The 25,498-nt window shown below is 74.3% G+C and carries 22 protein-coding genes; 12 read left to right on the top strand and 10 right to left on the bottom strand.

What is annotated here, in order from left to right:
- Positions 1 to 150: 150 nt before the first annotated feature.
- Complete coding sequence (locus ABZ873_RS28520; RefSeq protein ID WP_360877717.1) at positions 151 to 795, bottom strand: TetR family transcriptional regulator; 645 nt, start codon at positions 793 to 795, stop codon at positions 151 to 153.
- Between the two features lie 191 nt (positions 796 to 986).
- Here ABZ873_RS28520 and ABZ873_RS28525 point away from each other — a divergent pair, with 191 nt between their 5' ends.
- Complete coding sequence (locus ABZ873_RS28525; protein ID WP_360877720.1) at positions 987 to 2,216, top strand: acyl-CoA dehydrogenase family protein; 1,230 nt, start codon at positions 987 to 989, stop codon at positions 2,214 to 2,216.
- A 28-nt stretch (positions 2,217 to 2,244) separates the two neighbouring features.
- On the opposite strand, the gene ABZ873_RS28530 is transcribed toward ABZ873_RS28525, so the two are convergent.
- Together ABZ873_RS28530 and ABZ873_RS28535 are read right to left on the bottom strand one after the other, a co-directional pair.
- Positions 2,245 to 2,985, bottom strand: coding sequence for a hypothetical protein (locus ABZ873_RS28530; protein WP_360877721.1), 741 nt, complete (start codon positions 2,983 to 2,985; stop codon positions 2,245 to 2,247).
- Positions 2,986 to 3,065: 80 nt separating this feature from the next.
- On the bottom strand, positions 3,066 to 3,503 hold the full coding sequence (locus ABZ873_RS28535; RefSeq protein ID WP_360877724.1) for an SRPBCC family protein: 438 nt from the start codon (positions 3,501 to 3,503) through the stop codon (positions 3,066 to 3,068).
- 155 nt (positions 3,504 to 3,658) lie between these two features.
- On the opposite strand from ABZ873_RS28535, the gene ABZ873_RS28540 reads away from it, so the two are divergent.
- Entirely contained in the window at positions 3,659 to 3,844 is a 186-nt protein-coding gene (locus tag ABZ873_RS28540; RefSeq protein WP_360877727.1) for a DUF5999 family protein, read from the top strand.
- A gap of 196 nt (positions 3,845 to 4,040) precedes the next feature.
- On the opposite strand, the gene ABZ873_RS28545 is transcribed toward ABZ873_RS28540, so the two are convergent.
- Positions 4,041 to 6,146 (bottom strand): NB-ARC domain-containing protein, encoded by a 2,106-nt coding sequence (locus ABZ873_RS28545; RefSeq protein ID WP_360877730.1) that lies wholly within the window; start codon positions 6,144 to 6,146, stop codon positions 4,041 to 4,043.
- Between the two features lie 62 nt (positions 6,147 to 6,208).
- Positions 6,209 to 7,174 carry a fibronectin type III domain-containing protein gene (locus ABZ873_RS28550; protein WP_360877733.1) on the bottom strand — a complete coding sequence of 322 codons (966 nt, stop codon included), beginning with the start codon at positions 7,172 to 7,174 and terminating at the stop codon, positions 6,209 to 6,211.
- Positions 7,175 to 7,367: 193 nt separating this feature from the next.
- Here ABZ873_RS28550 and ABZ873_RS28555 point away from each other — a divergent pair, with 193 nt between their 5' ends.
- The 7 genes from ABZ873_RS28555 (at position 7,368) to ABZ873_RS28585 (ending at position 14,459) form a co-directional block, all read left to right on the top strand.
- Positions 7,368 to 8,975: an ABC transporter substrate-binding protein gene (locus ABZ873_RS28555; RefSeq protein WP_360877771.1), complete on the top strand. Its 1,608-nt coding sequence runs from the start codon at positions 7,368 to 7,370 to the stop codon at positions 8,973 to 8,975.
- Positions 8,976 to 9,048: 73 nt separating this feature from the next.
- Entirely contained in the window at positions 9,049 to 10,014 is a 966-nt protein-coding gene (locus ABZ873_RS28560) for an ABC transporter permease (protein ID WP_360877774.1), read from the top strand.
- Positions 10,007 to 10,873, top strand: coding sequence for an ABC transporter permease (locus ABZ873_RS28565; protein WP_360877736.1), 867 nt, complete (start codon positions 10,007 to 10,009; stop codon positions 10,871 to 10,873). The genes ABZ873_RS28560 and ABZ873_RS28565 overlap by 8 nt, the downstream gene beginning before the upstream one ends.
- Before the next feature lie 59 nt (positions 10,874 to 10,932).
- Positions 10,933 to 11,823: an ABC transporter ATP-binding protein gene (locus ABZ873_RS28570; protein WP_360877776.1), complete on the top strand. Its 891-nt coding sequence runs from the start codon at positions 10,933 to 10,935 to the stop codon at positions 11,821 to 11,823.
- Entirely contained in the window at positions 11,816 to 12,475 is a 660-nt protein-coding gene (locus tag ABZ873_RS28575; protein WP_360877740.1) for an ATP-binding cassette domain-containing protein, read from the top strand. Before ABZ873_RS28570 ends, ABZ873_RS28575 begins: the two co-directional genes overlap by 8 nt.
- Positions 12,476 to 12,574: 99 nt before the next feature.
- Entirely contained in the window at positions 12,575 to 12,769 is a 195-nt protein-coding gene (locus ABZ873_RS28580; RefSeq protein WP_360877743.1) for a hypothetical protein, read from the top strand.
- Between the two features lie 127 nt (positions 12,770 to 12,896).
- Positions 12,897 to 14,459: a hypothetical protein gene (locus tag ABZ873_RS28585; RefSeq protein ID WP_360877745.1), complete on the top strand. Its 1,563-nt coding sequence runs from the start codon at positions 12,897 to 12,899 to the stop codon at positions 14,457 to 14,459.
- Here the strand turns inward: ABZ873_RS28585 and ABZ873_RS28590 are convergent.
- Together ABZ873_RS28590 and ABZ873_RS28595 are read right to left on the bottom strand one after the other, a co-directional pair.
- Complete coding sequence (locus tag ABZ873_RS28590; protein WP_360877748.1) at positions 14,414 to 18,250, bottom strand: helix-turn-helix domain-containing protein; 3,837 nt, start codon at positions 18,248 to 18,250, stop codon at positions 14,414 to 14,416. The two genes, ABZ873_RS28585 and ABZ873_RS28590, sit on opposite strands and share 46 nt — an antisense overlap.
- Before the next feature lie 145 nt (positions 18,251 to 18,395).
- A complete protein-coding gene (locus ABZ873_RS28595) occupies positions 18,396 to 18,758 on the bottom strand; it encodes a hypothetical protein (protein ID WP_360877751.1) in 363 nt (120 codons plus the stop codon).
- Between the two features lie 268 nt (positions 18,759 to 19,026).
- Here ABZ873_RS28595 and ABZ873_RS28600 point away from each other — a divergent pair, with 268 nt between their 5' ends.
- On the top strand, positions 19,027 to 20,109 hold the full coding sequence (locus tag ABZ873_RS28600) for a right-handed parallel beta-helix repeat-containing protein (protein ID WP_360877754.1): 1,083 nt from the start codon (positions 19,027 to 19,029) through the stop codon (positions 20,107 to 20,109).
- Between the two features lie 35 nt (positions 20,110 to 20,144).
- A complete protein-coding gene (locus ABZ873_RS28605) occupies positions 20,145 to 21,230 on the top strand; it encodes a methyltransferase (protein ID WP_360877756.1) in 1,086 nt (361 codons plus the stop codon).
- 112 nt (positions 21,231 to 21,342) lie between these two features.
- Here ABZ873_RS28605 and ABZ873_RS28610 read toward each other — a convergent pair whose 3' ends face one another.
- Both ABZ873_RS28610 and ABZ873_RS28615 read right to left on the bottom strand, forming a co-directional pair.
- Entirely contained in the window at positions 21,343 to 21,600 is a 258-nt protein-coding gene (locus ABZ873_RS28610; protein WP_360877759.1) for an acyl carrier protein, read from the bottom strand.
- A 13-nt stretch (positions 21,601 to 21,613) separates the two neighbouring features.
- Entirely contained in the window at positions 21,614 to 22,756 is a 1,143-nt protein-coding gene (locus ABZ873_RS28615) for a SchA/CurD-like domain-containing protein (RefSeq protein ID WP_360877762.1), read from the bottom strand.
- 151 nt (positions 22,757 to 22,907) lie between these two features.
- On the opposite strand from ABZ873_RS28615, the gene ABZ873_RS28620 reads away from it, so the two are divergent.
- Positions 22,908 to 24,635 carry an FAD-dependent monooxygenase gene (locus ABZ873_RS28620; protein ID WP_360877765.1) on the top strand — a complete coding sequence of 576 codons (1,728 nt, stop codon included), beginning with the start codon at positions 22,908 to 22,910 and terminating at the stop codon, positions 24,633 to 24,635.
- On the opposite strand, the gene ABZ873_RS28625 is transcribed toward ABZ873_RS28620, so the two are convergent.
- Positions 24,610 to 25,254: a TetR/AcrR family transcriptional regulator gene (locus ABZ873_RS28625; RefSeq protein ID WP_360877768.1), complete on the bottom strand. Its 645-nt coding sequence runs from the start codon at positions 25,252 to 25,254 to the stop codon at positions 24,610 to 24,612. The two genes, ABZ873_RS28620 and ABZ873_RS28625, sit on opposite strands and share 26 nt — an antisense overlap.
- Positions 25,255 to 25,498: the final 244 nt, after the last annotated feature.

The following is a 25,498-nucleotide window of genomic DNA, read 5'->3' on the forward strand; positions in this document are numbered from 1 at the left end:
CGCCGGGCACCGGGCTCTGCCCGGACCCGCGCCTCAAACGCCGGCGGGGCTGGATGTGGCGCGGCCGGGTCGGTCCCGCCAGGGCGCGTCCGGCCCCGGCGAGGCTGGAATGGGCCGGCCCAGCTGGATTGGCCGACGCAGTCGAACGGGTCAGAAGCCGGGGCCGTCGGCTCGGTTGCCTGCCGTGGAGAGGCGGCCCCAGAGGAGGTCGGTCAGGGCCGTTACCAGGTCCTCGCGGGCGCAGGGCCGTTCGCCCAGCCACCAGTCGCCCGCGGCATGCATCATGCCGACGATGCCATGGCCCCAGACCCGCGCCAGCCGTTCACCCCCCGGCCCCAGATCCACCCGCTCGCTGATGACCTCCGCCAGCTCCTCGCCCAGCCTGCGCAGCAACGGCGCCGAGTGCAGCCCCACGTCGAAGCCCCGCTCCGCGGAGTGCGAGTCCTCCGCCGGGTGCATCAGGAAGCGGTACACCTGCGGCCGGGCCTCGATCGCGGCGAGGTACGTGTCGAGCGTGGCCTCCACCCGCCGCCGGCGCTCCGCGGGCGCGTCCAGCGCCGCCCGCAGCGAGCCGAGCAGCGCGTCGGTGTGCCGGACCGCGAGGGCCTGGTAGAGGCCCGCCTTGTCCCCGAAGTGCCGGTAGAGGATCGGCTTGGTGATGCCCGCCTCGGCGGCGATGGCGTTCATGGACGCCTTGGGCCCGTCCCTCAGCACGACCCGGTCCGCCGCTTCGAGCAGCTCCCGCCGGCGCCGCTCGGCCGCTCCCGGTTCGCCGGCCTGCTGCGTGGTCTCCATGACGTGTTCTCTCCCCGCCCTTGCGATGTGCGTGACGCCCACGCAACGTAACACCCGCGGCCCCCCGCCCGGGGCCGCCGCCGGTGTCGACGGCGCTTGACAGTGCTTACTCGCCGGTAACAGACTGTGGCCTTCGCGCAGGTTACCGCTAGTAACCTCCGCAGGGACGAGCACGGACAGGTGGAGGGGACATGGCGGAGTTCACCATGGAGCTGAACGACGACCAGAAGCAGGTGCGGGACTGGATCCACGGCTTCGCGGCCGACGTGATGCGCCCCGCCGCCGCGGAATGGGACGAGCGCGAGGAGACCCCCTGGCCCGTCATCCAGGAGGCCGCCAAGGTCGGCATCTACTCGCTGGACTTCTACGCCCAGCAGTTCTTCGACCCGACCGGCCTCGGCATCCCGATGGCCATGGAGGAGCTGTTCTGGGGCGACGCCGGCATCGCGCTCTCCATCGTCGGCACGGGGCTCGCGGCCATCGGCGTCGTCGCCAACGGCACCGAGGAGCAGATCGGCACCTGGATCCCGCAGATGTACGGCACCCCCGACGACGTGAAGGTGGCCGCCTTCTGCTCCTCCGAGCCGGACGCCGGCTCCGACGTCGGCTCCATGCGCACCCGCGCCGTCTACGACCAGGCCAAGGACGAGTGGGTGCTCAACGGCACCAAGACCTGGGCCACCAACGGCGGCATCGCCAACGTCCACATCGTCGTGGCCGTCGTCGACGCCGAGCTGGGCACCAAGGGCCACGCCTCCTTCATCGTGCCGCCCGGCACCCCCGGCCTCTCGCAGGGCCAGAAGTTCAAGAAGCACGGCATCCGCGCCTCGCACACCGCCGAGGTGGTCCTGGAGGACGTACGGATCCCCGGCAACTGCCTGCTCGGCGGCAAGGAGAAGCTGGACGAGCGGCTGGCCCGGACCCGCGAGCGGGCCCGCAGCGGCGGCGGCGAGCGTGTGAAGAACGCGGCCATGGCCACCTTCGAGGCGTCCCGGCCGGCCGTCGGCGCGATGGCGGTGGGCACCGCCCGCGCCGCCTACGAGGTGGCCCTGGACTACGCGCGGACCCGCACCCAGTTCGGGCGCCCCATCATCGACAACCAGGGCGTCGCCTTCCAGCTGGCGGACATGCGTACGCAGATCGACGCGGCCCGGCTGCTGGTGTGGCGGGCCTCCTGGATGGCCGTGGCGGGCCGGCCCTTCGAATCGGCCGAGGGGTCGATGTCCAAGCTCTTCGCGAGCGAGGTGGCGAAGAAGGTCACCGCCCAAGCGGTGCAGATCCTGGGCGGCAACGGCTTCACCCGCGAGTACCCGGTGGAGCGCATGCACCGCGACAGTGCGATCTACACCATCTTCGAGGGCACGAGCGAGATCCAGCGGCTGGTGATCGCCCGCACCATCTCGGGCATGCCGATCCGCTGACCCCCGGCCGGACGGCGGCACCCGCCCCTCAGCGCAGCGGCGTCAGGCAGGTGAGGGTGCCGTCCGGGCCGTACTCCGCGCGGGCCAGGTAGTCGCCCGGCGCGCAGCTGCCGCCCGTGCCCTCCGAGGGGCGGGAGACCCGGTACTGCGCCCGCCGGGAGCCGCAGTCGGTGACCACGAGCCGCTGGTCGCTCCAGTCGCCCTCGTTGCGCACGCACTCCCCGGACCGCAGCGGGCCCGGATCCTCGTCCCCGGCGAGCAGCCCCATTACGAGCAGCACCGGGACCAGCAGGGACAGCAGGGAGAGCGGGACGAGCACCAGCAGGGCGGGGGCCCGGCACCACAGCGGCTTGCCCGGGTCCAGCGGCGGGCGGAAGCCGCCGCTCGGCGGGGCGAGCCGGCGGAAGGCCGCGCGCGGGCCGAGGTTCATGAGCAGGGTCACCGGCGCGGCGACCAGGGACAGCGGGCTCCACCAGCCCTGCCACAGGGTGTCCGAGGACATCCGGCGGTAGGTGGCGAGCCCGCAGTCCCGGCAGAACGGCCCCGGCGTGCTCAGGAAGCGCATCAGCACGATCAGCCCCTGATGACCGCGTACGGTGACGGGCGCGGCCGGCCAGCCCCCGCACAGGGCGCACCCGTACCGCCCCGGCCGCGGATGCGCTCCGTAGGCGCCGTACGGCTGCTGCGCGGCCTGCGGGGCGCCGTACGGCCCGGGATGCGGGCCCGGATGCGGGTACGGGCCCTGCGCGGGCGGTGGCGGACTGGCCACGGAACTCTCCTCAGGTCATGATCACCGCCTCCGGTGACCACGGCACCCTAGCCCGCCCCTTCCGGATCTTGCCGGGCCCCTCAGCCGCGCAGCAGCCGGACGAGGGCCCGGCCGAAGAGCAGCCGGCCCGCCGCCGCGACCAGCGGGTCCAGGGCGCGGGGGAGGCCGCGAACGCGCAGGTCCTCGCGCCAGTGGACCTCCGAGCCGCCCGCGGGCAGCGGGCGGATCTCGATCTCCGCCCAGCCCGTCACGGCCCGTCCGCGCTTCTCCAGCCGGGCCAGCCCGGCCGAGTCCGCCGTCGGCGGCCGCCAGACGGTGACCTCCATCCGGTCGTCGAATGTGATCCCGGCCACACCCGTGCGCGCGGTGAAGACCGTCCCGGCGTGCGTCGGCGGATCCGTCTCGATGATCGTCCGCGTCAGGGGGACCTGCGCACCATGGCGCTCCCAGTCGGTGAGCCGCGACCACGCCTCGGCGGCCGGCGCGGACGTGCGGTGAACGATCCGGATCACGGGCATGAGCGCATCGTAATCGGGCATACACACCGTGAACTGGATCGCCAATATGGGTTCCGTCCGGGGGCGGAGATCAGTAATACTCGCCGCCACCGTGGATCGCGGAATCGACCGGGTGACCACCGGCCCTCCCGCCCCACTCAGCGAGGAGGTGCGCCATGTGCTCCCACCAGCCCCCCTGCCCAGCCGCCGACAGCGCCGACCACGACGCCGCACGCATCGTGGCTCCCCACCCCGAACAGGGGTGGAGCCTGCTGTGCAACGGAGTGGTGGTCTTCGACGACACCGGCGAACTGCTCCCCGACAGCCGTGCGGTGCAACCGCGCCGCCCGGCCCTGGTCTGAGCGAGGAGGCAGCATGCGTCAGCAGCTGATCCGCAAGCCCGTCCCCAAGCCCGCCCCCCGAGACCTGGACCTGCGTACACCGTCGGGCAGACCCCTCCCGTACTGACGGGAGCCCCGGTGTTACCCCCGTCCGCGGGCTGCCGCCCGGCCGTGAGGCCCGGCGGGAGTTCCCGGACCGGGCCGGCGCGGCCGCCGCTCAGCCCGTGACCGCCGCCGCGCCCCCGCTGAACGCCGCCTCGTAGGCGGTGTCCCCGATCGCCGCCCGTGCCTGCCGCTCGCTCCGCTTCCGCAGGGCCGTCAGCGAGGGCGAGCCCATCTGCGGCCGCCCGACGGTCCGCCACCAGGCGTGTGCCGTGCCCAGCAGCCGGGCCGCCAGCTCCCCGTCGCCCAGCCCGGCCACCGACGCCGCCAGCAGGTCCAGGCCCAGGGCGATGCCGAAGCGGTCGCCGAGCAGCCGCTTGCCCGACAGCATGGCCCGTACGTGCCGGGCCGCCTCCCCGTGGTCGCCGAGGCCCAGCGAGGCCACCGCCAGCACGTATTCCGCGTAGGCCCGCAGCCAGCGCTCGCCCAGCTCCGCGCACGCCTCGCGCAGGGACCGGGCCTCCGCCGCCGCCTCCTCGTACCGCCGCAGGTCGCACAGGGCGTAGGCACCGGCCAGCCGGCACAGCAGCCGGCCCGCGCCGCCGGTACGGCCGCCCCGCTCGGCCCCCGCCCCGGGTCCGGCCAGGGACAGGGCGCGCAGCGGGTCGCCGGGCAGCAGGGCGGCGGCCGCCTGGAGGTAGGCCGCGCGCAGCTCCCGTTCCGGATCGGCCAGCGGTACGGCGTCCCGGGCGCACTCCTCGGCGCTGCTGCGGGCGGTGTCCAGATCGCCCTGGAGGAGGGCGGTGAGCCCGAGGGCCCACCGGGCCTGGTGGTACGCGGTGCCGGTGCGCGGGGCGGCGCGCAGGGCCCGTTCCAGGAAGGCCCGGCCCTCGTGGACATGGCCGCAGGAGAACCAGTAGAACCACAGGGCCCCGGCCATCTCCAGGGCCGCGCCAGGGTCGGCGGTGAGCAAATGCTCCAGGGCGGTGCGCAGTTGGGCGTGCTCGGCGGTGATCCTGCGGTACCAGTCCAGCTGCCCCGGGCCCATCCAGCCGCGCTCGGCGGCCTGGGACAGGGCCGCGTACCAGTGGGCGTGCCGGTCGGTGACGATCTGCACCTCGCCCAGCTCGGCCAGCCAGTCGTGCCCGTACTCGCGGATCGTGTCCAGCATCCGGTAGCGGGTCCCGGCGCCGCGTTCCCGTACGCGCAGCACCACCGACTTGGCGGTGAGGCCGGACAGGATCCGCTCCACCCGGGCGGCGGGCAGCGGGCCGCCCGCGCACACGGCGCGGGCCGCGGCGAGGTCGAAATCACCGGTGAAGACCGACAGCCGGGCCCAGAGCAGCCGTTCCAGTGGCGCGCACAGTTCGTGGCTCCAGCCGATGGTGGTCCGCAGGGTGCGGTGCCGCGGCGGCAGGGCGACGCGCAGCCCGGACAGCATCTCGAAGCGCTCGTCCATCCGTTCGGCCATCTGCTCCACCGTCCACGATCCCAGCCGGGCGCCGGCCAGTTCGAGCGCGAGCGGGATCCCGTCAAGCCGGCGGCAGACCTCGGTGGCCACGGCGGTCCGCCCGGGATCGGCGAAGACGGCCGAGGCGGCGGGGGCGGCGGTGAGGGCGCGGGCGCGGAAGAGCGCCAGGGCGTCGCTGTCGGGGCCCTCGCACGGCAGCGGGCGGACCTCGACCACCTCCTCCGTGGGGCAGCCCAGCGGTTCCCGGGAGGTGACCAGGACGGTCAGTCCCGGTGCCGACTGCAGGAGTTCACCGACGAGGTGGCGGCACTCGGAGACCAGGTGCTCGCAGGTGTCCAGCACCAGCAGCAGTTCCTTGTCGGCCAGCCACGCGCACAGCTCCTCGTCGGGCGGGCGGGGGGAGTGGCCGGCGAGGCCCACGGCCTGCGCGACGGTCGCGGTGAGCAGGGCGGGATCGCGCAGCGGCGACAGCTCCACCCACCGGACCCCGTCGGTCCGGGCCTGGCGGGGGTCCGCGACGGCCCGCAGGGCGAGCCGGGACTTGCCGACCCCGCCCACCCCGGTGAGGGTGATCAGCCGGCGGTCCCGCAACAGCTCGCCCACTAAGCGCAGTTCGGCCGCGCGGCCCACGAAGCTCGCCGGTTCCGGGGGCAGGCCGCCGGCGGCCGCGCCGGAGGCGGCAGGGGGGTAGCCGTTCCGGGACTTCGTGGAATCTGCCTGACTGTCATTGACCGAGTACTCACCGAACACGGGAGTATTGTGCGCGATCTTTCCGTCCGGCCGTGCCGTGAAAGCCGGATCCGTCCCCGGCCTCACGGTGTGAGGGTGATCGTCCGCTCTGCGGAGAAGGCCCCCCAGGTGCCGTCGGGCAGCCGGGCGCGCAGTTTCACCGCCCAGGTGGTACCGGCCGGTTCGGAGACGCTGAGCCGGTGCTCCGCCCGGCCCGCGGGCACCGCGCCCGCGCCGAACTGGACGACGGTGGTGGGCTTCCCGTTCACGAACAGTTCGTACTCGGAGGTCTCGCGCCCGGTGTCCGGGGCGGTCCAGGAGAGGGTCACGGCGCCCGGGGAGGCGGTCGCGGTGAAATCGGCGGGCGCGGTGCCGGGGCCCTCGCCGGAGGCGGGCGGGGTGGTCACGTCCACGGGCGGGCCGTCGGGGGAGGAGTTGTCGGCCCCGTCGCGGGCGCGGACGGTGAAGGTGTAGACGGTGTCGGGCCGCAGCCCGGTCAGCGTGGTGCCGCTCTCGCCGGGGCCCACGGTGTGGATGCGGACGCCGCCCTGGTGGATGTCGTACGCCGTGACCCCGGTGTCGTCCGTGGACGGGGTCCAGGACAGCCGGGCGGAGCGCGGGCCGGTGGCCGCGCCGGTGGTGGTGGCCGGGGCGGTGGGCGCGCCGCGGTCCTCGGCCTTGGCCGCGGGGGTGGTCACCCGGGCCTCCGGGCCGGGCGCGCCGAGGTTCCCGGCGGCGTCCTCGGCGCGGACCGTGAAGGTGTAGCCGGTCTGCGGGGTCAGGCCGGTGATGTCCACCATGGTCCGGTCCGCCGCGAGGACGCGGACCTCGCGGCCGCCCTCGAAGACCCGGTAGCGGGTCACCCCGTCGGCCTCCGCGGCCGCCTCCCACATGACGTGCACGGAGCTGGCGCTGCCGGCCTGCGCGGTGAGCCCGGCGGGGGCGGGCGGGGGCTGCTCGTCGGGGGCGGTGCACGCCGTGAGGGCCGTCGTACCGGTGAGGCCCGCGAGGGCCAGGAGGAGAGCGAGCGTGGGGGCGCTGCGTCGCACGGGGTGCCTTCCGTGGCGTCCGTAAAGGTCTAGACATATATGGCACGGAAGGCCGGAGGCCGACAAGACCCCTGCGGCCGGGTCCGGCGCCCCGGCCCGGCGGTGTGCCCCGATTCGTCTTCGTCTGATCGCGTCTGGCAATATTGCGAGCCGTTTGCAGAAACATATGATCATGAACAGGGATGTGCAGCGCATGACGGCCCGGACAGTACGGGGAGCGGCCAGGGCGACGATGCTGGCCGCCGCACTCACCACGGGCCTGGCGGCCTGCTCCGCCCCCGGCGGCGGCGCGGCCGGGGACGCGGGCGCGGGCGCCGATTCCGTCGTGGTCGGCATCGCCACCGAACCGGAAAGCCTCAGCCCGCTCCTGGGCTACGGCAAGGACGGCAACTCCAAGATCTTCGACGGGCTGCTCACCCACGACGCGGGCATGCGGCTCCAGCCCGCGCTCGCCGCCGCCCTCCCCGAGGTCTCCGCCGACGGCCGCACCTACACCTACCCGCTGCGCCAGGGCGTGAAGTTCAGCGACGGGGCGCCCTTCTCCGCCAAGGACGTCGTCTTCACCTACCGGACGATCCTCGCCGCCGGCACCAACAACGCCTCCAAGACCGAACTCGACGCGATCGAGGGGGTCGAGGCACGCGGCGAGGACACCGTCGTCTTCACCCTCAAGTACCCCTACGCCCCCTTCGCCGAGCGCACCGTCCTGCCGATCGCCCCCGAGCACATCGCCGCCCGGCAGGACGTCAACAGCGGCGACTTCACCACCCGGCCCGTCGGCACCGGCCCGTACGTGCTCACCGGCTGGTCCAAGGGCGAGAAGCTCAGCTTCAGGGCCAACCCCGGCTACTGGGGCGGCGAGCCCGCGGTGAAACGGTTCACCATGGCCGTGATCAAGGACGACGACGTCCGCGCCACCCGGCTGCGCTCCGGCGAGCTCGACGGGGCGATCCTGCCGCCCAACCTCGCCAAGGGCTTCGCCAAGGACACCGCGCGCCGCACCCACGCCGCCAAGACCTTCGACTACCGCAACGTCACCCTCCCCACCCACCACCCGGTGACCGGCGACACGGCGGTCCGCCGGGCCCTCGACCTCGCCGTCGACCGCACCGCCATGGTCGGCACGCTGCTGGAGGGCGCGGGCAAGCCCGCCTACGGCCCCGTCCCCACCGACAGCCCCTGGTTCACCGCCGGCACCGAACGCGCCCACGACCTCGGCCGGGCACGCACGCTCCTGGACGAGGCCGGCTGGAAGCCCGGCGAGGACGGCATCCGCACCAAGGACGGGGTCCGCGCCTCCTTCCCGCTCTGGTACACCTCCGGCGACAAGATCCGCCAGGACCACGCCCTCGCCTTCGCCTCCGACGCCAAAAAGGCCGGCATCGAGGTGAAGACCGAGGCGGGGACCTGGGAGGTCATCGAGCCCCGGATGAAGACCGAGGCCGTCCTCGCGGGCGGCGGCTCCCCGGCCGACCCGGACTTCGACCAGTACCAGCTGCTCACCTCCACCCTCGGCGGCGACGGCTTCAACAACATGGCCTGGTACGAGGACCCGGCCGTGGACACCGCCCTCGCCGAGGGCCGCCGCAGCGGCGACCCGGCCGTGCGCAAGGCCGCGTACGACACCGTGCAGCAGCGGCTCGCGCAGAACCCGGGCTATGTCTTCCTCACCCACATCGACCACCTCTACGTCGTGAACGACAAGTGGGACGGCCCCAGCACCCAGGTCGAGCCCCACGACCACGGGCTCGGCTCCGGCCCCTGGTGGAACATCGAGAGCTGGAAGCCGAAGCAGAAGTGAGCCCAGCCCAGTGACCGCCCGCTCCACCGGCGCCACCGGCTCCGCCCGCTCCGCCCGGCTTCCCTGGGGGCGGATGGCGCGCATGGCGGGGCGGCGGGTCCTGTCCGCCGCCCCGGTGCTGCTCGCCGTCACCTTCGGCGTCTTCGCCGTCGCCGCGCTGTCCCCCTTCGATCCCGTCAAGGCGTACGCCGGCACCGCCGGGCTCACCGCCTCGCAGGCCGAACTCGACCAGCTGCGCGCCAACCTCGGCGTGGACCGGCCCCTGGCCGAGCGCTGGTGGGACTGGCTCGGCTCCGCGCTCACCGGCGACCTCGGCACCTCCTCCGTGATGCGCCAGCCCGTCGCCGACGTGATCACGGAACGGCTCGGCTGGTCCGCGCTGCTCGCCGTCTGCGCCTTCGCCCTGGCCGTCCTGGCCGGCACCGCGCTCGGGGTGCTCGCCGCGCGCCGGCAGGGCGGTGTGCTGGACCGGACCGTGTCCGGGCTCGCCTACACCCTGGAGGCCGCCCCCGCGTTCTGGCTGGGGCTGCTCGCCATCTGGTTCTTCTCCGTACGCCTCGGAGCCCTGCCCTCCGGCGGGCTGACCGACGCCGGCAGCGACACCGTCACCTTCGGGCAGGTCGCCTCCCATCTGGTGCTCCCCGCCCTGGTGCTGGGCCTCTCCCAGCTGCCCTGGTTCTTCCTGTACGCCCGCCAGGGCGTGGCCGACGCCCTTGCCGAGGACCCCGTACGGGGCGCCCGCGCGCGGGGTCTGGCCGAGCGGGGCGTCCTGCTCGGGCACGCGCTGCGCTCCGGGATGCTGCCCATGCTGACGCTGATCGGCTCGCGGGTGCCGGAGCTGATCACCGGCGCGCTGCTGGTCGAGACCGTGTTCAGCTGGCCGGGCATCGCGGCCGCGACCGTACAGGCCGCCACCGCCGTGGACTTCCCGCTGCTGGCCGCCCTCACCGTGCTCGCCACCGCCGCCGTCCTGGCCGGGAACCTGCTCTCCGACCTGCTGTACGGGCTCGCCGACCCCAGGGTGGGCTTCGATGGCTGAGCTCGCCTGGCGGGCCCGCGGCCGGGCCCGGCGCTCCACGCGCACCCTGCGCGTCCGCACCTCCGCCGCCGTGCTCGCGGTGATCGTCCTGGCCGTGCTGCTCGTACCGCCCGTGGTTCAGCTGGACCAGCAGGCGGTGGACCTCTCGGCGAAGCTGCTGCCCCCGTCCTGGGCGCACCCCTTCGGCACCGACGACGTCGGCCGCGACCTGCTGCTGCGCTGCGTCTACGGGCTGCGCGTCTCCCTGCTCGTCGGCCTGGTGGCCGCCCTGGCCGCCACCGTGATCGGCACCGCCGTGGGCGCGGCCGCGGGAGCCCTGGGCGGCTGGACCGACCGGGCGGTGATGCGGGCCGTCGACACCCTGTCCTCGATCCCACACCTGCTCCTCGGCATCTTCGTCGTCGCGATGTTCCGCCCCGGGGTCTGGCCGGTGATCGTCTCCGTGGCCGTCACCCACTGGCTCTCCACCGCCCGGATCGTCCGCGCCGAGGTCCTGTCCCTGCGCGGCCGCCCCTATGTGGACGCGGCCGTCTCCGGCGGAGCCTCGCGGTGGCGGGTCGCCGTACGGCACCTGGTGCCCGGGATCCTGCCGCAGGCGGGGCTGGCCGCCGTGCTGATGGTCCCGCACGCCATGTGGCACGAGTCCGCCCTGTCCTTCCTGGGGCTGGGGCTCCCGGCCCACCAGGCGAGTCTGGGCTCCCTGGTGCAGACCGGCCGCGGCTCGCTGCTCGCCGGGGACTGGTGGCCCACCCTCTTCCCCGGCCTGCTGCTGATCCTGCCCACGCTGGCGATCGCGGGCCTGGCGGGCGCCTGGCGCGACCGGCAGAACCCCCGCCGCCGCTCGGAGCTGACCCTGTGACCGAGAACGACACCCTCGCGCCCGTGCTCGCCGTGCAGGACCTCTCCGTCCGCTTCCGGATGCGCGGGAGCCGGTACGTCGAGGCCGTCAGCGAGGTCAGCCTCCGCCTCGCCCCCGGGGCCTGCCTCGCGCTGGTGGGGGAGAGCGGCTGCGGCAAGTCCGTGCTCGCCTCCGCCCTGCTCGGGCTGCTCCCGGAGAACGCGGAGACCGCCGGCTCCGCCCGCCTCGCCGACGGCCTGGACCTGCTGGCCGCCGGTGAGCGCACCCTCGCCCGGACCGTACGCGGCCGGCGCGTCGGCCTCGTCCCGCAGAGCCCGGCCGCGCACCTCACCCCCGTACGCACCATCCGGTCCCAGCTGGAGGAGACGGTCCGGGCCCTGGCCGGCATCCGGCGGCCCGCCCTGCGCGCGGCGGCCGAAGCGGCCGCCGAACGGGCCGCGTTCCCCGCCACCCACCTCGACCGCTACCCCCACGAGCTCTCCGGGGGCCTCGCCCAGCGCGCCGCGACCTCTCTCGCCCTCGTCGGGGACGCCCCGCTGCTGCTGGCCGACGAGCCCACCACCGGACTCGACCGCGCGCTCGTCGAGCGCACCGTCGACGAACTGCGCGCCCACACCCGCGACGCCGGCCGGGCCCTGCTGATGATCACCCACGACCTGGCCGCCGCCGCGCGCATCGCCGACACCGTCGCCGTCATGTACGCGGGCCGCATCGTCGAACTCGCCCCCGCCGAAGCCTTCTTCGGCAGCCCCGGCCCCCGCCACCCCTACGCCCGCGGCCTGCTCGACGCGCTCCCGGAGCGCGCCTTCACCCCCGTGCCCGGAGCCCCGCCCGAGCTCGGCGCCCTCCCCGACGGCTGCGCCTTCGCCGCCCGGTGCGCCGCCGCCGACGCCCTCTGCCGCGAGCGGCGGCCCGCGCTCACCGAAGGGGTGGCCTGCCACCATGCTTGAGCTCAAGGACATCACCGCCGGCTACGACCGCCGGACCCCCGCGTTCCGGGGCGCGCACCTCACCCTGCGCCCCGGCGCGTCCCTGGGCCTCCTCGGGCCGAGCGGCTGCGGCAAGTCCACCCTGGCCCGGGTCGCCGCCCTGCTGCACGCTCCCGACCGGGGGACCGTGACCCTCGACGGCCGCACCGTGACCGGCTTCCACCACCGGGCCCCGCGCTCCGCGCGCACCTCGGTCGGCCTGGTCTTCCAGCAGCCCCGGCTGGCCGCCGACCCCCGCCTGCGGCTGCGCGACCTCGTCGCCGAACCCCTCCGCGCGACCGGACGGCGTACGGAAGCGGCCGCGCGCGTCGCCGAGTTGGCGGACCGGGTCGGCCTCGGCGAGGACCTGCTCGGCCGCCGTCCCCACGAGGTCAGCGACGGCCAGCTGCAACGCGCCTGCCTGGCCCGGGCCCTGGTGCTGCGGCCGCGCTGGCTGGTCTGCGACGAGATGACCGCGATGCTCGACGCCTCCACCACCGCAGCCCTGGTCGCCGTCGTCGAGGAGTACCGCGCGGCCACCGGCGCCGGGCTGCTCGCGGTGGGCCACGACCCGGTGCTGCTGGGCCGCTGGTGCGAACGCACCACCCACTGGGACGAGATCGTCAAGGACTGACACGGCCGTCACGGACGGTCAACACCCGTACGGCGGACACGTCGTTCGCCCGCCCCACCCGCCTCCTGCGCCACCATGACGGGGACTCAGGAGGTCTCGATGGTGCTTTCCCTCTCCGTGGTCGTCCTGCTCTTCGTCGTCGTCTGGATCTTCGTACGCGGCGGCGGACTCAAGCTCTCCCACGCGCTCGTGTGCGTCCTGCTCGGCTTCCTCCTCGCCGGCAGCAGCCTGGCCGGGACCATCCACGACGGCCTCACGGCCACGGCGAACGTGGTCTCCGGCCTCAACCCCTGAACGCTTGTTGCGCCTTCGTGAATCATGGGGCGCGTCCATGGACTCCTCACGCGCCGCGACCTAGCGTCGGGCGGCGGCGCGACAGCCGGCGATCCGCCGGCACCGAAGAGACCTGGAGGAAGTCCGGATGTTCCGAAGAGCGCTGCACTGCGCCGTCCTGCCGGCCGTCGCCGCCTGCACCGTGCTGTACGGGAGCCCCGCCCAGGCCGAGGAGATACCCAAGGCCCCGGGCCACCGGCTGATCACCCCGTACGAGGGCGCCCCCGCGGCCTCCGCCCCACTGCCCGGCGAGGCCCCGCCGCAGCATCCGTACCTGGCGCCCAACGGCCGCAGCGGCATGCACTCCGACGCGGCGGGCAGCGCCACCTCCCCGTGGCCGGGGCCGCTCGGCCGCGACCCCGAGGTGACCAGCGAGAAGATCGCCGCGCTCGGCGGCGAATGCGCCACCGCCACCTTCGACTCCGGCGGCCGCCTGGTCACCGTCTGCGGCACCTTCACCGGCTTCCAGGTCAAGCTCCTGGAGCCCCGTACGCTCGCCACCCTCGCCGAGTACCGGCTCCCGCAGCGCTCCTCCACCGTCGAGGCGATCACCTCCCTCGACTTCGGCAAGATCTTCAAGGACACCTCGGGCGGCGCCTACTTCTACCTGGACGACCAGGACCGGGCCGTCCTGGCCGACTCCCGCCAGCACGTCCTGCGCCTCGCGCACTCCCAGAACCCGGACGGCAGCTGGAAGTTCACCGTCGACGACGACTGGGACCTCACCGGTCACGTCCCGCACGACTGCGTGACCTGGACCAACCTGCGCCCCAGCGGCACCTGCGACCCGGTGACCTCCGTGATGCCCGACTGGGACGGCCGTATCTGGTGGGTCACCCGGCAGGGCCGCGTCGGCACCGTGGACCCGGCGACCTCGCTGATCCGGTCCGTCCGGCTGCCCGGCGAGGAGATCCAGAACTCCTTCTCCGTCGCCCGGGACGGCGTCTCCATCGTCTCCGACCACGCCCTCTACAGCTTCCGCGCCGCGGCCGACGGCACCCCCGAGGTGCAGTGGCGCCAGACCTACGACCGGGGCACCGCCGCCAAGCCCGGCTCCGTCAACCAGGGTTCGGGCACCACCCCCGACCTCTTCGGCGACGGCTATGTCGCGATCACCGACAACGCCGACGAGCGGATGAACGTCCTGGTCCTGCGGCGCGGCGCGGACGTCCCCGCCGACCGGCGGCTGGTCTGCAAGGTGCCGGTCTTCGGCGCGGGCGCCTCGACCACCGACAACTCCCTGATCACCTGGGGCAACAGCATCGTCGTCGAGAACAACTACGGCTACGAGAACCCCACCTCCGTGCTGCTCGGCAGGTCCGTCGTGGGCGGGGTCACCCGGATCGACGTACGCCCCGACGGCAGCGGCTGCGACCCGGTCTGGCACAGCGACGTCCGCGCCCCGTCCGTGGTCCCCAAGCTCTCCACCGCGAACGGCCTGCTCTACTTCTACGAGAAGAAGCCGAGCGTCTGGGGGATCGACGGCTGGTACCTGACCGCCGTGGACTTCCGCACCGGGGAGCGCCGCTGGAGCCGGCTCACCGGGACCGGCCCGCTCTACGACAACAACTGGGCCCCGGTCACCCTCGGCCCGGACGGCACCGCCTACATCGGCGTCTTCAACGGGATCGTCGCCGTCCGCGACCGCTGACCGAGGGATTCCCGCAGCCGGTCCACCGCCGCCAGCCGCTCCCCGACGTCCAGGCTCCACAGCCGCACGGTGCCGTCCGTACTGCTGCTGGCCACCTCCTGCCCGCCCGGGGCGAACACCACCCCCCACACCGCGTTCGTATGCCCGGAGAGCACCGCCAGGGTCCGGCGCCCGGCCACGTCCCACAGCCGTACCGTACGGTCGTTACCGCTGCTGGCCAGGGTGCGGCCGTCGGGGGAGAAGGCCAGGCCCCGGGCGGAGCCGGTGTGGCCGGACAGGGCCGCCTCGAAGCGGTGGCGGCGGGCGTCCCACAGCCGCACCGTCCCGTCGTTGCCGCTGCTGGCCAGGGTGCGGCCGTCCGGGGAGAAGGCCACTCCCCGGACCGCGCCCGTATGGCCGGTGAGCGCCGCCAGCGGGCGGCGCCCGGCCACGTCCCACAGCCGGACGGTGAGGTCGTCGCCCGCGCTGGCCAGGGTGCGGCCGTCGGGGGAGAAGGCCACGTCGTTGGCGAAGTCCGTGTGCCCGCTGAGCGTGGCCAGCCGGCGGCGGGCGCCCACGTCCCACAGCCCGACGGTGCCGTCCGAGCCGGCCGAGGCCAGGGTCCGCCCGTCCGGGGAGAAGGCCACCGAGAACACGGTCCCGCCCTGTCCGGGCAGCAGCGCCGACGGGCTCGCCGTCGTCACGTCCCACAGCCGGATCGTGCCGTCCGAACCGGCCGAGGCCAGCAGCCGCCCGTCGGGGGAGAAGGCCACCGTGAACACCGTCTCGCTGTGCCCCGGGAAGGTGGCCACCACCCGCCGCCCCGCCACGTCCCACAGCCGCACCGAATGGTCCGACTCGGCGGTGGCCAGCAGCTTCCCGTCCGGGCTGTAGGCGGCGTGCCAGATCTCGGTGAACGGCCGCGAGGTCAGCGCCGTGCCCCGCAGGTCCCACAGCACCACCGACTGGTCGAAGCCGGCGGTGGCCAGCATCGAGCCCGTACTGTCCACGGCCACCCCCAGCACATAGTCGGTGTGCCCGGACAGGGTCGCCGCCGGGCGGCCGCCCGCCACGTCCCACAGCCGGGTCGTGCCGTCGCCGCCCGCGCTGATCACCGTCGTCCCGTCCGGGGTGTAGGCGACCGCGTTGACGTCGTCGCTGTGCCCGGTCAGCGTGGCCACCGTCCGGCGCTCCGCCACGTCCCACAGCCGTACGGTCCGGTCCACGCCCCCGGTGGCCACCGTCCGGCCGTCCGGGGCGAAGGCCGCGCCCAGCACCTCGTCGGTGTGCCCGGAGAGCACGGCCTCCTCGCGCGCCTCCACCGGGTCCCACAGCCGTACGGTGCGGTCGGCGCCCGCCGAGACCAGCCTCCTGCCGTCCGCCGCGAAGGCCACCGCGTTGATCCGCCCGGTGTGCCCGGCCAGGGAGGCGAGCTCCCCGTACGCCCCGGACGCCTCCCACAGCCGGACCGCGCCGTCCGCGCAGCCGGTGGCCAGGGTCCGCCCGTCCGGTCCGAAGGCCAGCGCCCGCGCACCCGTCGTACTCGCCGGGAGCACCGCCTGCGTCCGGTGGCCCCCGATGTCCCAGAGCCGCACCGGACCCTCCGTGGAGGCCGCCGCCACCGTCCGGCCGTCGGGGCTCACCGCCACCGCCCGGACCCGGCCGGCCAGGCCGAACGTCGCGGTGATCCCCCGGTCCGACATCCGCCGCAGCGTCACCGTCCCGTCCGAACTGCCCGTCACCAGAAGGTCGTTGCCCGGACCGAAGGCCACCGCGTTGACAGGACCGCCGTGCCCGCCGAGCCGCGCCACGAACGGCTGCGCCTGCGTACTGAGCAGCGCGCCGCGCGCCTCGCTCGTCGGCGACGCCCGGTACGCCTCGCCCGCCAGCAGCATCGAGGACTCCGGCTGCCCCGCCGCCAGCGCCGCCGACTGCAGCGCCAGCGCCCGCGACCGGGCCACCCGCTCCTGCCCGAGCGCCCCCGCCCGCTGCTGGTACGCCAGCCCGCCCGCGCCCACCGCCAGGACCAGCAGCACCACGAGCGTGGCCAGCATCCGCTGCCGCAGCCGCGCCTGGCGCTCGGCCTGCCGTTCGCGGCCGTCCCGCGCGGCCCCGCTCTCCCGCAGGAAGGCCGCCTCCAGCGGGCCGAGCACCGCCCGCCCGTCGAGCTCGTCGGCCCAGGAACGGGCGGTGTCCAGCCGCGTGCCCCGGTACAGGGCCGACGGATCACGGCCCTCGCGCTCCCACTCCTCCGCCGCGTGCGCCAGCTGCTGGTGGATCAGCAGCCCCGCCCGGTCGGCCCGGATCCAGCCGCGCAGCCGGGGCCAGGCGTCGAGCAGGGCCTCGTGGGTGATCTCCACCGTGTCGCTGTCCAGGGTGATCAGCCGGGCCCGTACGAAGGCGTCGAGCGCGGCGGCGGCCGGACCCGCGTCGGCCAGCTGCTCCATCAGGGCCGTACGGCTCATCCGGCGGCGCGTGGCCCCCGTACCGTCGGCCAGGTGGACCAGCCGGACCAGGACGCGGCGCAGGGTGCGCTGCTCGGCCGGGTACAGCCCGGCGAACACCTCCTCGGCCGTACGGGCGACCGCGCCCCGGATACCGCCCGTGCGCTCGTAGCCGGCGACGGTCAGGGTGGCGCCCTCGCGCTGCTCCCAGGTGGCCCTCAGGGCGTGCGAGACCAGCGGCAGCGCGCCGGAGGGGATCCCGCCGGGCAGGTCCTCGCGCAGGCCCACATCGCGCAGCAGCACCGGCAGCAGCCCCGGTTCGAGGGCCAGCCCGGCGAGCCGCGCCGGGCCGGTGACCGACGCGCGCAGCTCGGTAGGGGTCATCGGGGGCAGGACGAACAGCCCGCCGGTGAAGACCGGGGCCAGCTCCGGCAGGTCCAGGCAGTTCCCGGAGAAGTCGGCCCGTACGCCGAGCACCACGACCGCCGGGTCGTACGGGGCGCCCTCCGCGCCGGGGGAGGCGAGCGCGCACAGCACCCGGACGAAGGCATGGCGCCCGGCCTCCTCGGAGCAGAGCGTGAACAGCTCCTCGAACTGGTCCACGATCAGCACCAGCCGCGGGGGCGGCGCGGGCTCCCCGGGGTCCGCCGCGGGCGGTCCCGCTCGCCGGTGCACCAGGTCGAGCAGGGCGTGCGGGTGGTCACGTAACTGCCCCGCGCTGATGCCCGTATCGCTGCCGAGGACCTTCGCGGCGCGGTCGAGCAGTTCCTCCAGGGGCCGGGCGGTGGGCGTGCAGCGCACCACGGGCCAGCCGCCCGCGCCCGGCATCGGGAGGTCGCCGCGCCGCAGCGCCGGCACCAGACCGGCGTTCAGCAGCGAGGACTTGCCCGCGCCCGAGGGGGCGACGAGCATCAGCGGGCCGGTGCCGATCCGCTCGAAGAGCCGTTCGGTCAGCTCGGCCGTGGCCCGCTCGCGGCCGAAGAACCAGCGGGCCTCCCGCGCGGTGAAGGCGGGCAGACCGCGGTAGGGGCACTCGCCGTCCGGGCGCGGCCCGCCGATCCGGGCGGGCGTGTCCCCACCGGTCCCGGAGGGATCCGTCTCCCGGGCCATCCGCAGCAGTTCACCCCCCGCGCCCAGGACATCGTCACAGCGCCGCGCGACATCGACGGTGACGGGCTTGACGCCGGTCTCGATCTTGCTGAGGTAGCCCTTGCTGTAATGGGTCTGCCGCGCGAGGTCCGCCAGGGACAGGCCGCGTTGCAGCCGCAGACGTCTCAGCTGGGCAGGGAAGGGCGGTACGGCGTCGTCGGATGCGTGCCGGCGGTCGGTGTCGGGCCGGCGGTCCGGATCCCCCAAAACATCCCCCATGGCGGTGCGCCCAGGCAGCGAGATGGCCGGGCCCAGGCTACCGCGAGCGGGGGGCGGGCAGGTGGATCATCCTGCCCGGACCACCGGGACGAGAACGGCAGGAGCCGCCGTGGGGGCGGCTCCTGTCGAGGTCCCGGGGCAGGTGTCACCGGTTGAGGCGCACGGAGTTGATGGGCGTGAGGTCGGCGTACACGCCGGTCCCGGCGGCGATGGTGCCGCCGCAGCCCGCGCCGTTGTAGCCGGTGCACAGGTTTGCGGTCGCACCGCCGTACTGGTTGTTCAGCACCCAGTGGTTCCCGAACTGGTTGCTCAGGTTGTGGGCCCCGTAGCTGTAGAAGATGTGCGTCGGCTTGACAGCCGGGTTCTGGTTCTGCGGGTAGATGCAGACGGCGCCGTCGGGGCAGCCGGCCCACGCGTCGGCGGGCTGGGCCTGGACGGTGCCGCTGAGCGCGACGACGGCGACGACGGACGTGGCGAGGGCGGCGGCGCCGCGGAACAGCTTGCGCATGGTTTCCCCTTGCGGTTCTTGCCTCGTGCTGACGTCCTCAGCCTGGCCCGGTCCGGCGGCCGGGTCGACGCGTTGCCCGTTGCCCGTCCCGCGCGCGGCCGGGAAACCCCCGCCGAGCAGCGGCGCCGTCCGGCAGCGGGCAACGGCGCGTACCGCCGGACGCGGTCCACCCGTACGGGCGCCGCCATGCCGCCGTTCGGCCACGGCACGTGCCGTTCCGCTCACCCAATGTGGCGATATCGCCCAACCGACCCATAACTTGAAATTCGTGACGAATCGACAACTGACCTCCCTCACGTGCATCGCAGTCGTCATGGCCGCCGGTCTCGGCGTGCTCGCGCCCTCCGCGTCCGCGGCCGGACTCCGCGTGCGCCCCGGCGACTCGATCCAGGACGCGGTGGACTCCGCACGGCCGGGCGACACCATCACCGTGCTGCCCGGCACCTACTACGAGAACGTACTGATCACCAAGCGGCTGACCCTGCGCGGCTACGGCGACCGCACGGTCATCAGGCCGCCCGCGGCCACGGCACCGGCCCCCGCGGCCCCGCTCCGCGCGGCCACCGCCTGCTCGCAGGCCGACACCGGCATCTGCGTCATGGGCACGGCGCAGCAGCCCGTCACCGGGGTGGAGATCCGCGCCCTGACCGTCTCGGGCTTCAAGCGCAACGGCATCTGGGCCTCCTACACCGACCGGATGAGCGTCGAGCGGGTCACCTCCGAGAAGAACGGCACCTGGGGCATCGCCCAGGAGCGCTCCACGCGCGGGATCTTCCGCAGGAACACCGCACGCGACAACGCCGAGTCGGGGATCTTCATCGCCAACACGGTCGAACGCGAGGGCGGCGCCACCGACACCCTCGGCGCCGTCGTCCGCGGCAACGAGCTGACCGGCAACCGCATCGGCGTCACCGTCCGCCGCGTCCGGAACCTCACCGTCGCCCAGAACACGGTCACCGGGAACTGCGGCGGGATCTTCGTCGTCGGCGACGAGGGCGAGCCCGGCGCCGGGGACCTGACCATCCGCGGCAACCGCATCCACGAGAACAACAAGTTCTGCAAGGGCAACAGCCGCCTGCCCGACATCCAGGGCGTCGGCATCGTCCTCACCGGCGCCGAGGAGACCGTCGTACGGTCCAACTCCATCCGCGGCAACGTCGGCGCCTCCCCGCTCTCCGGCGGGATCCTGCTCTTCAAGAGCTTCGTCGGCGCCACCAACACCGACAACGTCATCCAGGACAACGTGGTCCGCGACAACCGGCCCGCGGACCTCGCCAACCAGGGCACCGGCAGCGGCAACCGCTTCCTCGACAACCGGTGCGACACCTCCGTGCCCGCCGGGATGTGCTGACCGCTGTTCCCCCCGACCAGGAGAGACGAGGCCCGATGACCACGCTGAGCTCCGACCCCGCGCCCGCCACCGGCGCACCCGCCCCCACTCCCACCCCCGCCGCGCCGCAGGGCCCGCCCCCCGCCATGCGGATGCGCGAGCTCGTCTTCGGCGCCGCCTGCGCCGCCGCCGTACGCGCCGCCGCCCGGCTCCAGGTCGCCGACGCCCTCGACGCGGCGCCGGCCACCGTCACCGAGCTCGCGGCCGCCGTCGGCGCCGAACCGCAGCCGCTGCAACGGCTCCTGCGGGCCCTGTCCTGCTACGGCGTCTTCGCCGAGACCGAGGACGGCCGCTTCACCCACACCCCGATGTCACGGCTGCTGCGCGAGGACGACCCGCACAGCCTGCGCTACATCGCCCTGTGGTGCACCGAGCCCTGGACCTGGCAGGCATGGCCCCGGCTCGACGACGCCGTCCGCTCCGGCGGCAGCATCTTCCACGAGCTGTACGGCAAGGGCTTCTTCGACTACCTCCACGAGGACGCGCACGACTCCGCGCACGTCTTCAACCGGGCCATGACCACCTCCAGCACCCAGTCGGCCCTCGACGTCGCCGCCCTCCTCGACCTCACCGGCGTCCGCGTGGTCGCCGACATCGGCGGCGGGCAGGGCCACGTACTCGCCAGCCTGCTGGAGAAGCACCCCGAGGTCAGCGGCTTCCTGCTCGACCTGCCGGGCGTCGTCGCGAAGGCCGACCCCCGGCTGCGCGAGGGCGGGGCGCTCTCCGGACGGACCGGCATCGTCGCCGGGGACGTCCGCGAGTCGATCCCCGTCGAGGCCGACATGTTCATCATCAAGAACATCCTCGAATGGGACGACGAGAGCACCCGGCGCACCCTGCGCAACGTGGTCTCCGCCGCCCGCCCCGGCACCCGCGTCGTCGTCATCGAGAACCTCGTCGACGACACCCCCTCCATGCGCTTCACCACCGCCATGGACCTGATGCTGCTGCTCAACGTCGGCGGGGCCAAGCACACCAAGGAGAGCCTGTGCACCCGCCTGGCCGACGCCGGACTGGCCGTCGGTGACATCCACCCCGTCAACGCGTACCTGCACGCCATCGAGTGCACCGTGCCCGGGTGATCCCGCCCGGCCGCACCACGACGCCCCGGGACCGGCGGTGAACCGGTCCCGGGGCGTCGGCGCGCGGGTGGCGAGGCGCGGGTGGCGGGGCGCGCCCGTCGGCCCGGACGCGTCAGGTACCGGCCGTCAGGGCGGTGTTGACGAGGTCGAGGAACTCGCGCGGCGACTTGCACTTGTCCGCGTCGGACGGCAGCGGCCGGCTGTGCCGGTTCTCCAGCTCCCCGACGATGCCGAGCAGGCCCAGGGAGTCCAGCCCCCACTCGTCGAACGCCGAATCCGGGCGGTTCGCCATGTCGGCGGGGTCCACGGAGATCCCGGCGCCCTTCTTCATCAGCGAGGCCAGCTCTTCGATGGTGAGTCGATCGGTCATGACGGACTTCTCCTCAGGCTCGGTCCGGCGTACGCCGGTCGGTGATCAGGCGCATCTCGGAGCGCGCGAGGAACTGCGAGATCTCCTGGTGGGTGGTCGGGACGCCGTCCTTGGCGCTGTCGAGCAGCCGGGCCAGCACCGCCGCCTTGTGGCCGCCCTCCACACCCAGGCTCAGGGCGGGCCGGGCGTCCAGCGGGCCCCGCAGGTCGAGCAGGCGCACCACGATGTCGTCCCGCTGGAAGACCGTGCTCGCCTCGATCGGGTTCGTCACGTCGTCCACGGCCGTCTCGTCCTGCCGCGCCAGCAGCCGGGCCAGCGCCGTCCCGCACCCCGGCTTGGCCGGATAGAACAGCGCGTGCCGCCCGAGCCCCGGCTCCTCGCCGCCGCCCGCCGCGACATGGTGCACCGCGGGCAGCGCCGCACGGGTGAAGAAGGTCCGGGCCGACGCCGGGTCGGTCAGGTCCCGGTCCTGCTCCAGATACGGATTGATCGCCTCCTCCAGCGCCCGCACCTCGGGCTGCTGCGCGACATGCCGCAGCGCCGCCAGCAGATCGCCCTCCACCTCCAGCGCCCGCACGACGCGGTTGCCGTGCATGAACAGCGAGGTGCGGCGCAGCCAGGTCCGCTCGTCGACCCGCGCCTGCGGGGACGCGTACCCGCTCAGCAGCTTGGCCACGGCCGGTTCGCTGCCCGGCTTCACGGTGAAGGTCAGCGCGTGCCGCACGACGCCGTCGCCGCGCCGCGGGGCCACCTGGAGGTCGGTGAAGGACGCGGCGGAGGCGAAGGACGGTGCGGGGCCCATGCCGTCCCGGTCCGCGCCGCTGGCCCGCAGGACGCTGAAACGCAGCGAGCGGGTGTCCCGTACGCAGCCGTGCAGCGGCTGGACCGAGGCCAGGTGCTCCTCGCTGCTGACCCAGGCCAGGAACCGCGGCGCGCTCTCCCACTCACTGGTGATCAGCCACTGCGACGGGTTCTCGATCGACTGGCACAGCTCGTCCCGGATGTGCCCGGGGACGGAGGACACCTGCCGGTGCAGGCGGTCGTAGACCTCCAGGAACTGGTTCTGCGCACCGTCGTACAGATCCAGCAGCAGTACGACCCGAAGTCTCGAGTCGTCGAAGGCGGACTGGGATATCCGTTCCGACACGGCTGTCATCGTTCACACTCCTTCGAGACCACACGGTCGTCGCCACGGGGCGGCGCCACCCGAACCGATCGTGGGCCGGTAGCCCGGGAGGCGCGAGAGGGGAGAACCAAGCGGGTGAACGGGCGAGGGAACCCCGCTCGCACAGGGCATGGAAGAAGCCATGAAGGAAAACGTCGACCACCGCGTCCCGGTCCTCATCGTGGGCGGCTCACTGGTGGGCCTGTGCACCTCGCTGTTCCTCGGCCGCCACGGCATCACGCACATGCTGGTCGAGAAGCACGCGGGAACCTCGCTGCACCCGCGCGGGCGCGGTATCAACGTCCGGACCATGGAGCTGTTCCGGGTCGCCGGCGTCGAGGGACGGATCCGCGAGGCGGCCTCGGTCCTGTCGGACAACCACGGCATCCTCCAGGGCGGCTCGCTGACCGGTGACGACCAGGAGTGGCTGTTCGAGCAGATCGACCCGGGCGGCGCCCTCGCCCGGGTCAGCCCCGCGACCTGGTGCCTGTGCAGCCAGAACGACATCGAGCCCGTGCTGATGTCCGTCACCCCCGGCCTCGGGGCGGACCTGCGCTTCTCCACCGAGCTGCTCTCCTTCGAACAGGACGCGACCGGGGTCACCGCGCTCGTGAAGAACCGGGAGACCGGGGAGCACAGCACGGTGCGCGCCGACTACCTCGTCGCCGCCGACGGACCGCGCAGCCCCGTACGCGAACAGCTGCGCATCGGGCAGAGCGGTCACGGGGACCTCTTCCACAACGTGAGCATCACCTTCCGCTCGCGCATGCTCGCGGACGTGATCGGCGACCGGCGCTTCATCGTCTGCTACCTGACCAAGCCGGACGCCGACGGGGCGCTGCTGCCCGTCGACAACCACGAGAAGTGGGTCTTCCACGCGCCCTGGCACCCCGACCGGGGCGAGACGCTGGAGGACTTCACCGACGAGCGGTGCGTGGAGCACATCCGGCGGGCCGTCGGCGCCCCCGACCTGGACGTCGAGGTCACGGGCAAGGCGCCGTGGCACGCGGCCGAGCGGGTCGCGCAGCGGTACGTGGCCGGCCGGGTCTTCCTGGCGGGCGACTCCGCGCACGAGATGTCCCCGACCGGTGCCTTCGGCTCGAACACCGGCATCCAGGACGCGCACAACCTGGCCTGGAAGCTGGCGGCGGTCCTGGAGGGCGCGGCCGGTCCGGGGCTGCTGGAGACGTACGAGTCCGAGCGGCTGCCGGTGGCGCGGGCGACGAGCGAGCGCGCCTCGGCCCGTTCGGCGGAGCACAGCCACCCGGGCTACGAGCCGGAGCAGGCGGCCGCGCCGGTCGCCGCGCCGGTCGCCGCGTCGGCGGCGGGGCAGGCGGCGACCGGGCAGGCGGCAGGGCAGGCGGAGGGTGCGGAGCCGGGCGGGAAGGGCCCGCAGAACGGGGTGCTCTCCGTGGCCATGGGCTACCACTACGGCGAGGGCGCCGTGGTGGGCGCGGACCCGGACCTGCCCGTCGTACCGGAACGCATGCGGCTGGGCGGCGAGCCGGGCACGCGGGCGCCGCACCTGTGGCTGCGGGCGCCCGGGGATCCGGAGCCGCGGTCCACGGTCGACCTGTACGAGCGCTCCTTCGTCCTGCTCAGCTCCGAGGGCACGCCGTGGAGCGGAGCGGCCCGGTCCGTGGCCAAGCGCATGAACGTACGCCTGGTCGGCTACGGCATCGGCACGGGCCCGGAGGCCGATCTGGTCCCGGAGGACGGCGCCGACTGGGCCGGGGCGCACGGCACGGAGCCGGGCGGGGCGGTCCTGGTCCGCCCGGACGGCTTCGTCGCCTGGCGGGCCCCCCAGGCGGTGGCGGATCCGGAATCGGTCCTCGCCCGCGTCCTCACCACCCTGCTGGACCGGAACTGACCGGTCCGGAGCGGGCCGGGGCCGTCTCCTCCCCGGCGAGGGCGGCGACATGGGCGGCGACCGCGTCGAGGACGGCGGTGGCCGCCGCGTCGTCGCGGAGGACCAGGTGCTGGAGGGTCAGGCCGTCGGTCATGGCGGCCAGGTAGCGGGCCAGGACCGGGACGGGGACGCGGAGCACGAAGCCCATGCGGGCGCCGAGCTGTTCGATCAGCTCGGTGTAGGTGTCGGAGTACAGCGCGTACTGGCGGCGGGCCAGGTGCGCGAAGCCGGGGTGGCGCAGGGCGTACTGGGTGAGCTCGTAGGTGAGCAGGTGCTCGCCGGGGTGGGCGGCCACATGGTCCCAGTACGCCTGGAAGCCCGCGCGGACGGTCTCCTGGAGGGTGGCCTTCGGCTGGAGGGCTTCCCGTACCAGGGTGACGCTGTGCTCGGTGATCGCCGTGATGACGGACTCCAGGAGGGCCTGCTTGGAGTCGAAGCAGTAGTGGAAGACGCTCAGGGAGACCCCGGCTTCGGCGCAGACCGAGCGGGTCGTGGTGGCGGCGACGCCGTCGCGGGCCATGACGCGGATCGCGGCTTCCGTCAGCTGGCGTCGTCGTTCGGCCGACGGCATGCGGGGCATGGGGCTTCGGTCCTCTCGGTGCTGTGCTGCTGTGCGGGGTCGTGCTGCCGCGTGGGTGCGGTGCTGGTCGCGGGTGCTGTGCGGGTGCAGTGCGGGTGCCGTGCGGGCCCCGTGCGGGTGCCGGTCGCCGGTGCGGGAACGGCGTGGGGGCCGGCCCGGGCGGGGGCGGTGCGGCCCGGCCCCGGCCCCGCCGACCGGGGGCGGGGGGGGGCGGGGGCAGGGGGAGACGCCCCCCCCGTAGCGC

It is taken from the genome of Streptomyces sp. NPDC047014 (assembly GCF_040644195.1).
Classification (GTDB): Bacteria; Actinomycetota; Actinomycetes; order Streptomycetales; family Streptomycetaceae; genus Streptomyces.

Bases quoted from the DNA above. Each gene is read 5' to 3' on its own strand.
- ABZ873_RS28520 (WP_360877717.1), bottom strand. From the start codon at position 795: ATGGAGACCACGCAGCAGGCCGGCGAACCGGGAGCGGCCGAGCGGCGC.
- ABZ873_RS28525 (WP_360877720.1), top strand. From the start codon at position 987: ATGGCGGAGTTCACCATGGAGCTGAACGACGACCAGAAGCAGGTGCGG.
- ABZ873_RS28535 (WP_360877724.1), bottom strand. From the start codon at position 3,503: ATGCCCGTGATCCGGATCGTTCACCGCACGTCCGCGCCGGCCGCCGAG.
- ABZ873_RS28540 (WP_360877727.1), top strand. From the start codon at position 3,659: ATGTGCTCCCACCAGCCCCCCTGCCCAGCCGCCGACAGCGCCGACCAC.
- ABZ873_RS28555 (WP_360877771.1), top strand. From the start codon at position 7,368: ATGACGGCCCGGACAGTACGGGGAGCGGCCAGGGCGACGATGCTGGCC.
- ABZ873_RS28560 (WP_360877774.1), top strand. From the start codon at position 9,049: ATGGCGCGCATGGCGGGGCGGCGGGTCCTGTCCGCCGCCCCGGTGCTG.
- ABZ873_RS28565 (WP_360877736.1), top strand. From the start codon at position 10,007: ATGGCTGAGCTCGCCTGGCGGGCCCGCGGCCGGGCCCGGCGCTCCACG.
- ABZ873_RS28570 (WP_360877776.1), top strand. From the start codon at position 10,933: ATGCGCGGGAGCCGGTACGTCGAGGCCGTCAGCGAGGTCAGCCTCCGC.
- ABZ873_RS28575 (WP_360877740.1), top strand. From the start codon at position 11,816: ATGCTTGAGCTCAAGGACATCACCGCCGGCTACGACCGCCGGACCCCC.
- ABZ873_RS28580 (WP_360877743.1), top strand. From the start codon at position 12,575: ATGGTGCTTTCCCTCTCCGTGGTCGTCCTGCTCTTCGTCGTCGTCTGG.
- ABZ873_RS28585 (WP_360877745.1), top strand. From the start codon at position 12,897: ATGTTCCGAAGAGCGCTGCACTGCGCCGTCCTGCCGGCCGTCGCCGCC.
- ABZ873_RS28590 (WP_360877748.1), bottom strand. From the start codon at position 18,250: ATGGGGGATGTTTTGGGGGATCCGGACCGCCGGCCCGACACCGACCGC.
- ABZ873_RS28595 (WP_360877751.1), bottom strand. From the start codon at position 18,758: ATGCGCAAGCTGTTCCGCGGCGCCGCCGCCCTCGCCACGTCCGTCGTC.
- ABZ873_RS28605 (WP_360877756.1), top strand. From the start codon at position 20,145: ATGACCACGCTGAGCTCCGACCCCGCGCCCGCCACCGGCGCACCCGCC.
- ABZ873_RS28610 (WP_360877759.1), bottom strand. From the start codon at position 21,600: ATGACCGATCGACTCACCATCGAAGAGCTGGCCTCGCTGATGAAGAAG.
- ABZ873_RS28615 (WP_360877762.1), bottom strand. From the start codon at position 22,756: ATGACAGCCGTGTCGGAACGGATATCCCAGTCCGCCTTCGACGACTCG.
- ABZ873_RS28620 (WP_360877765.1), top strand. From the start codon at position 22,908: ATGAAGGAAAACGTCGACCACCGCGTCCCGGTCCTCATCGTGGGCGGC.
- ABZ873_RS28625 (WP_360877768.1), bottom strand. From the start codon at position 25,254: ATGCCCCGCATGCCGTCGGCCGAACGACGACGCCAGCTGACGGAAGCC.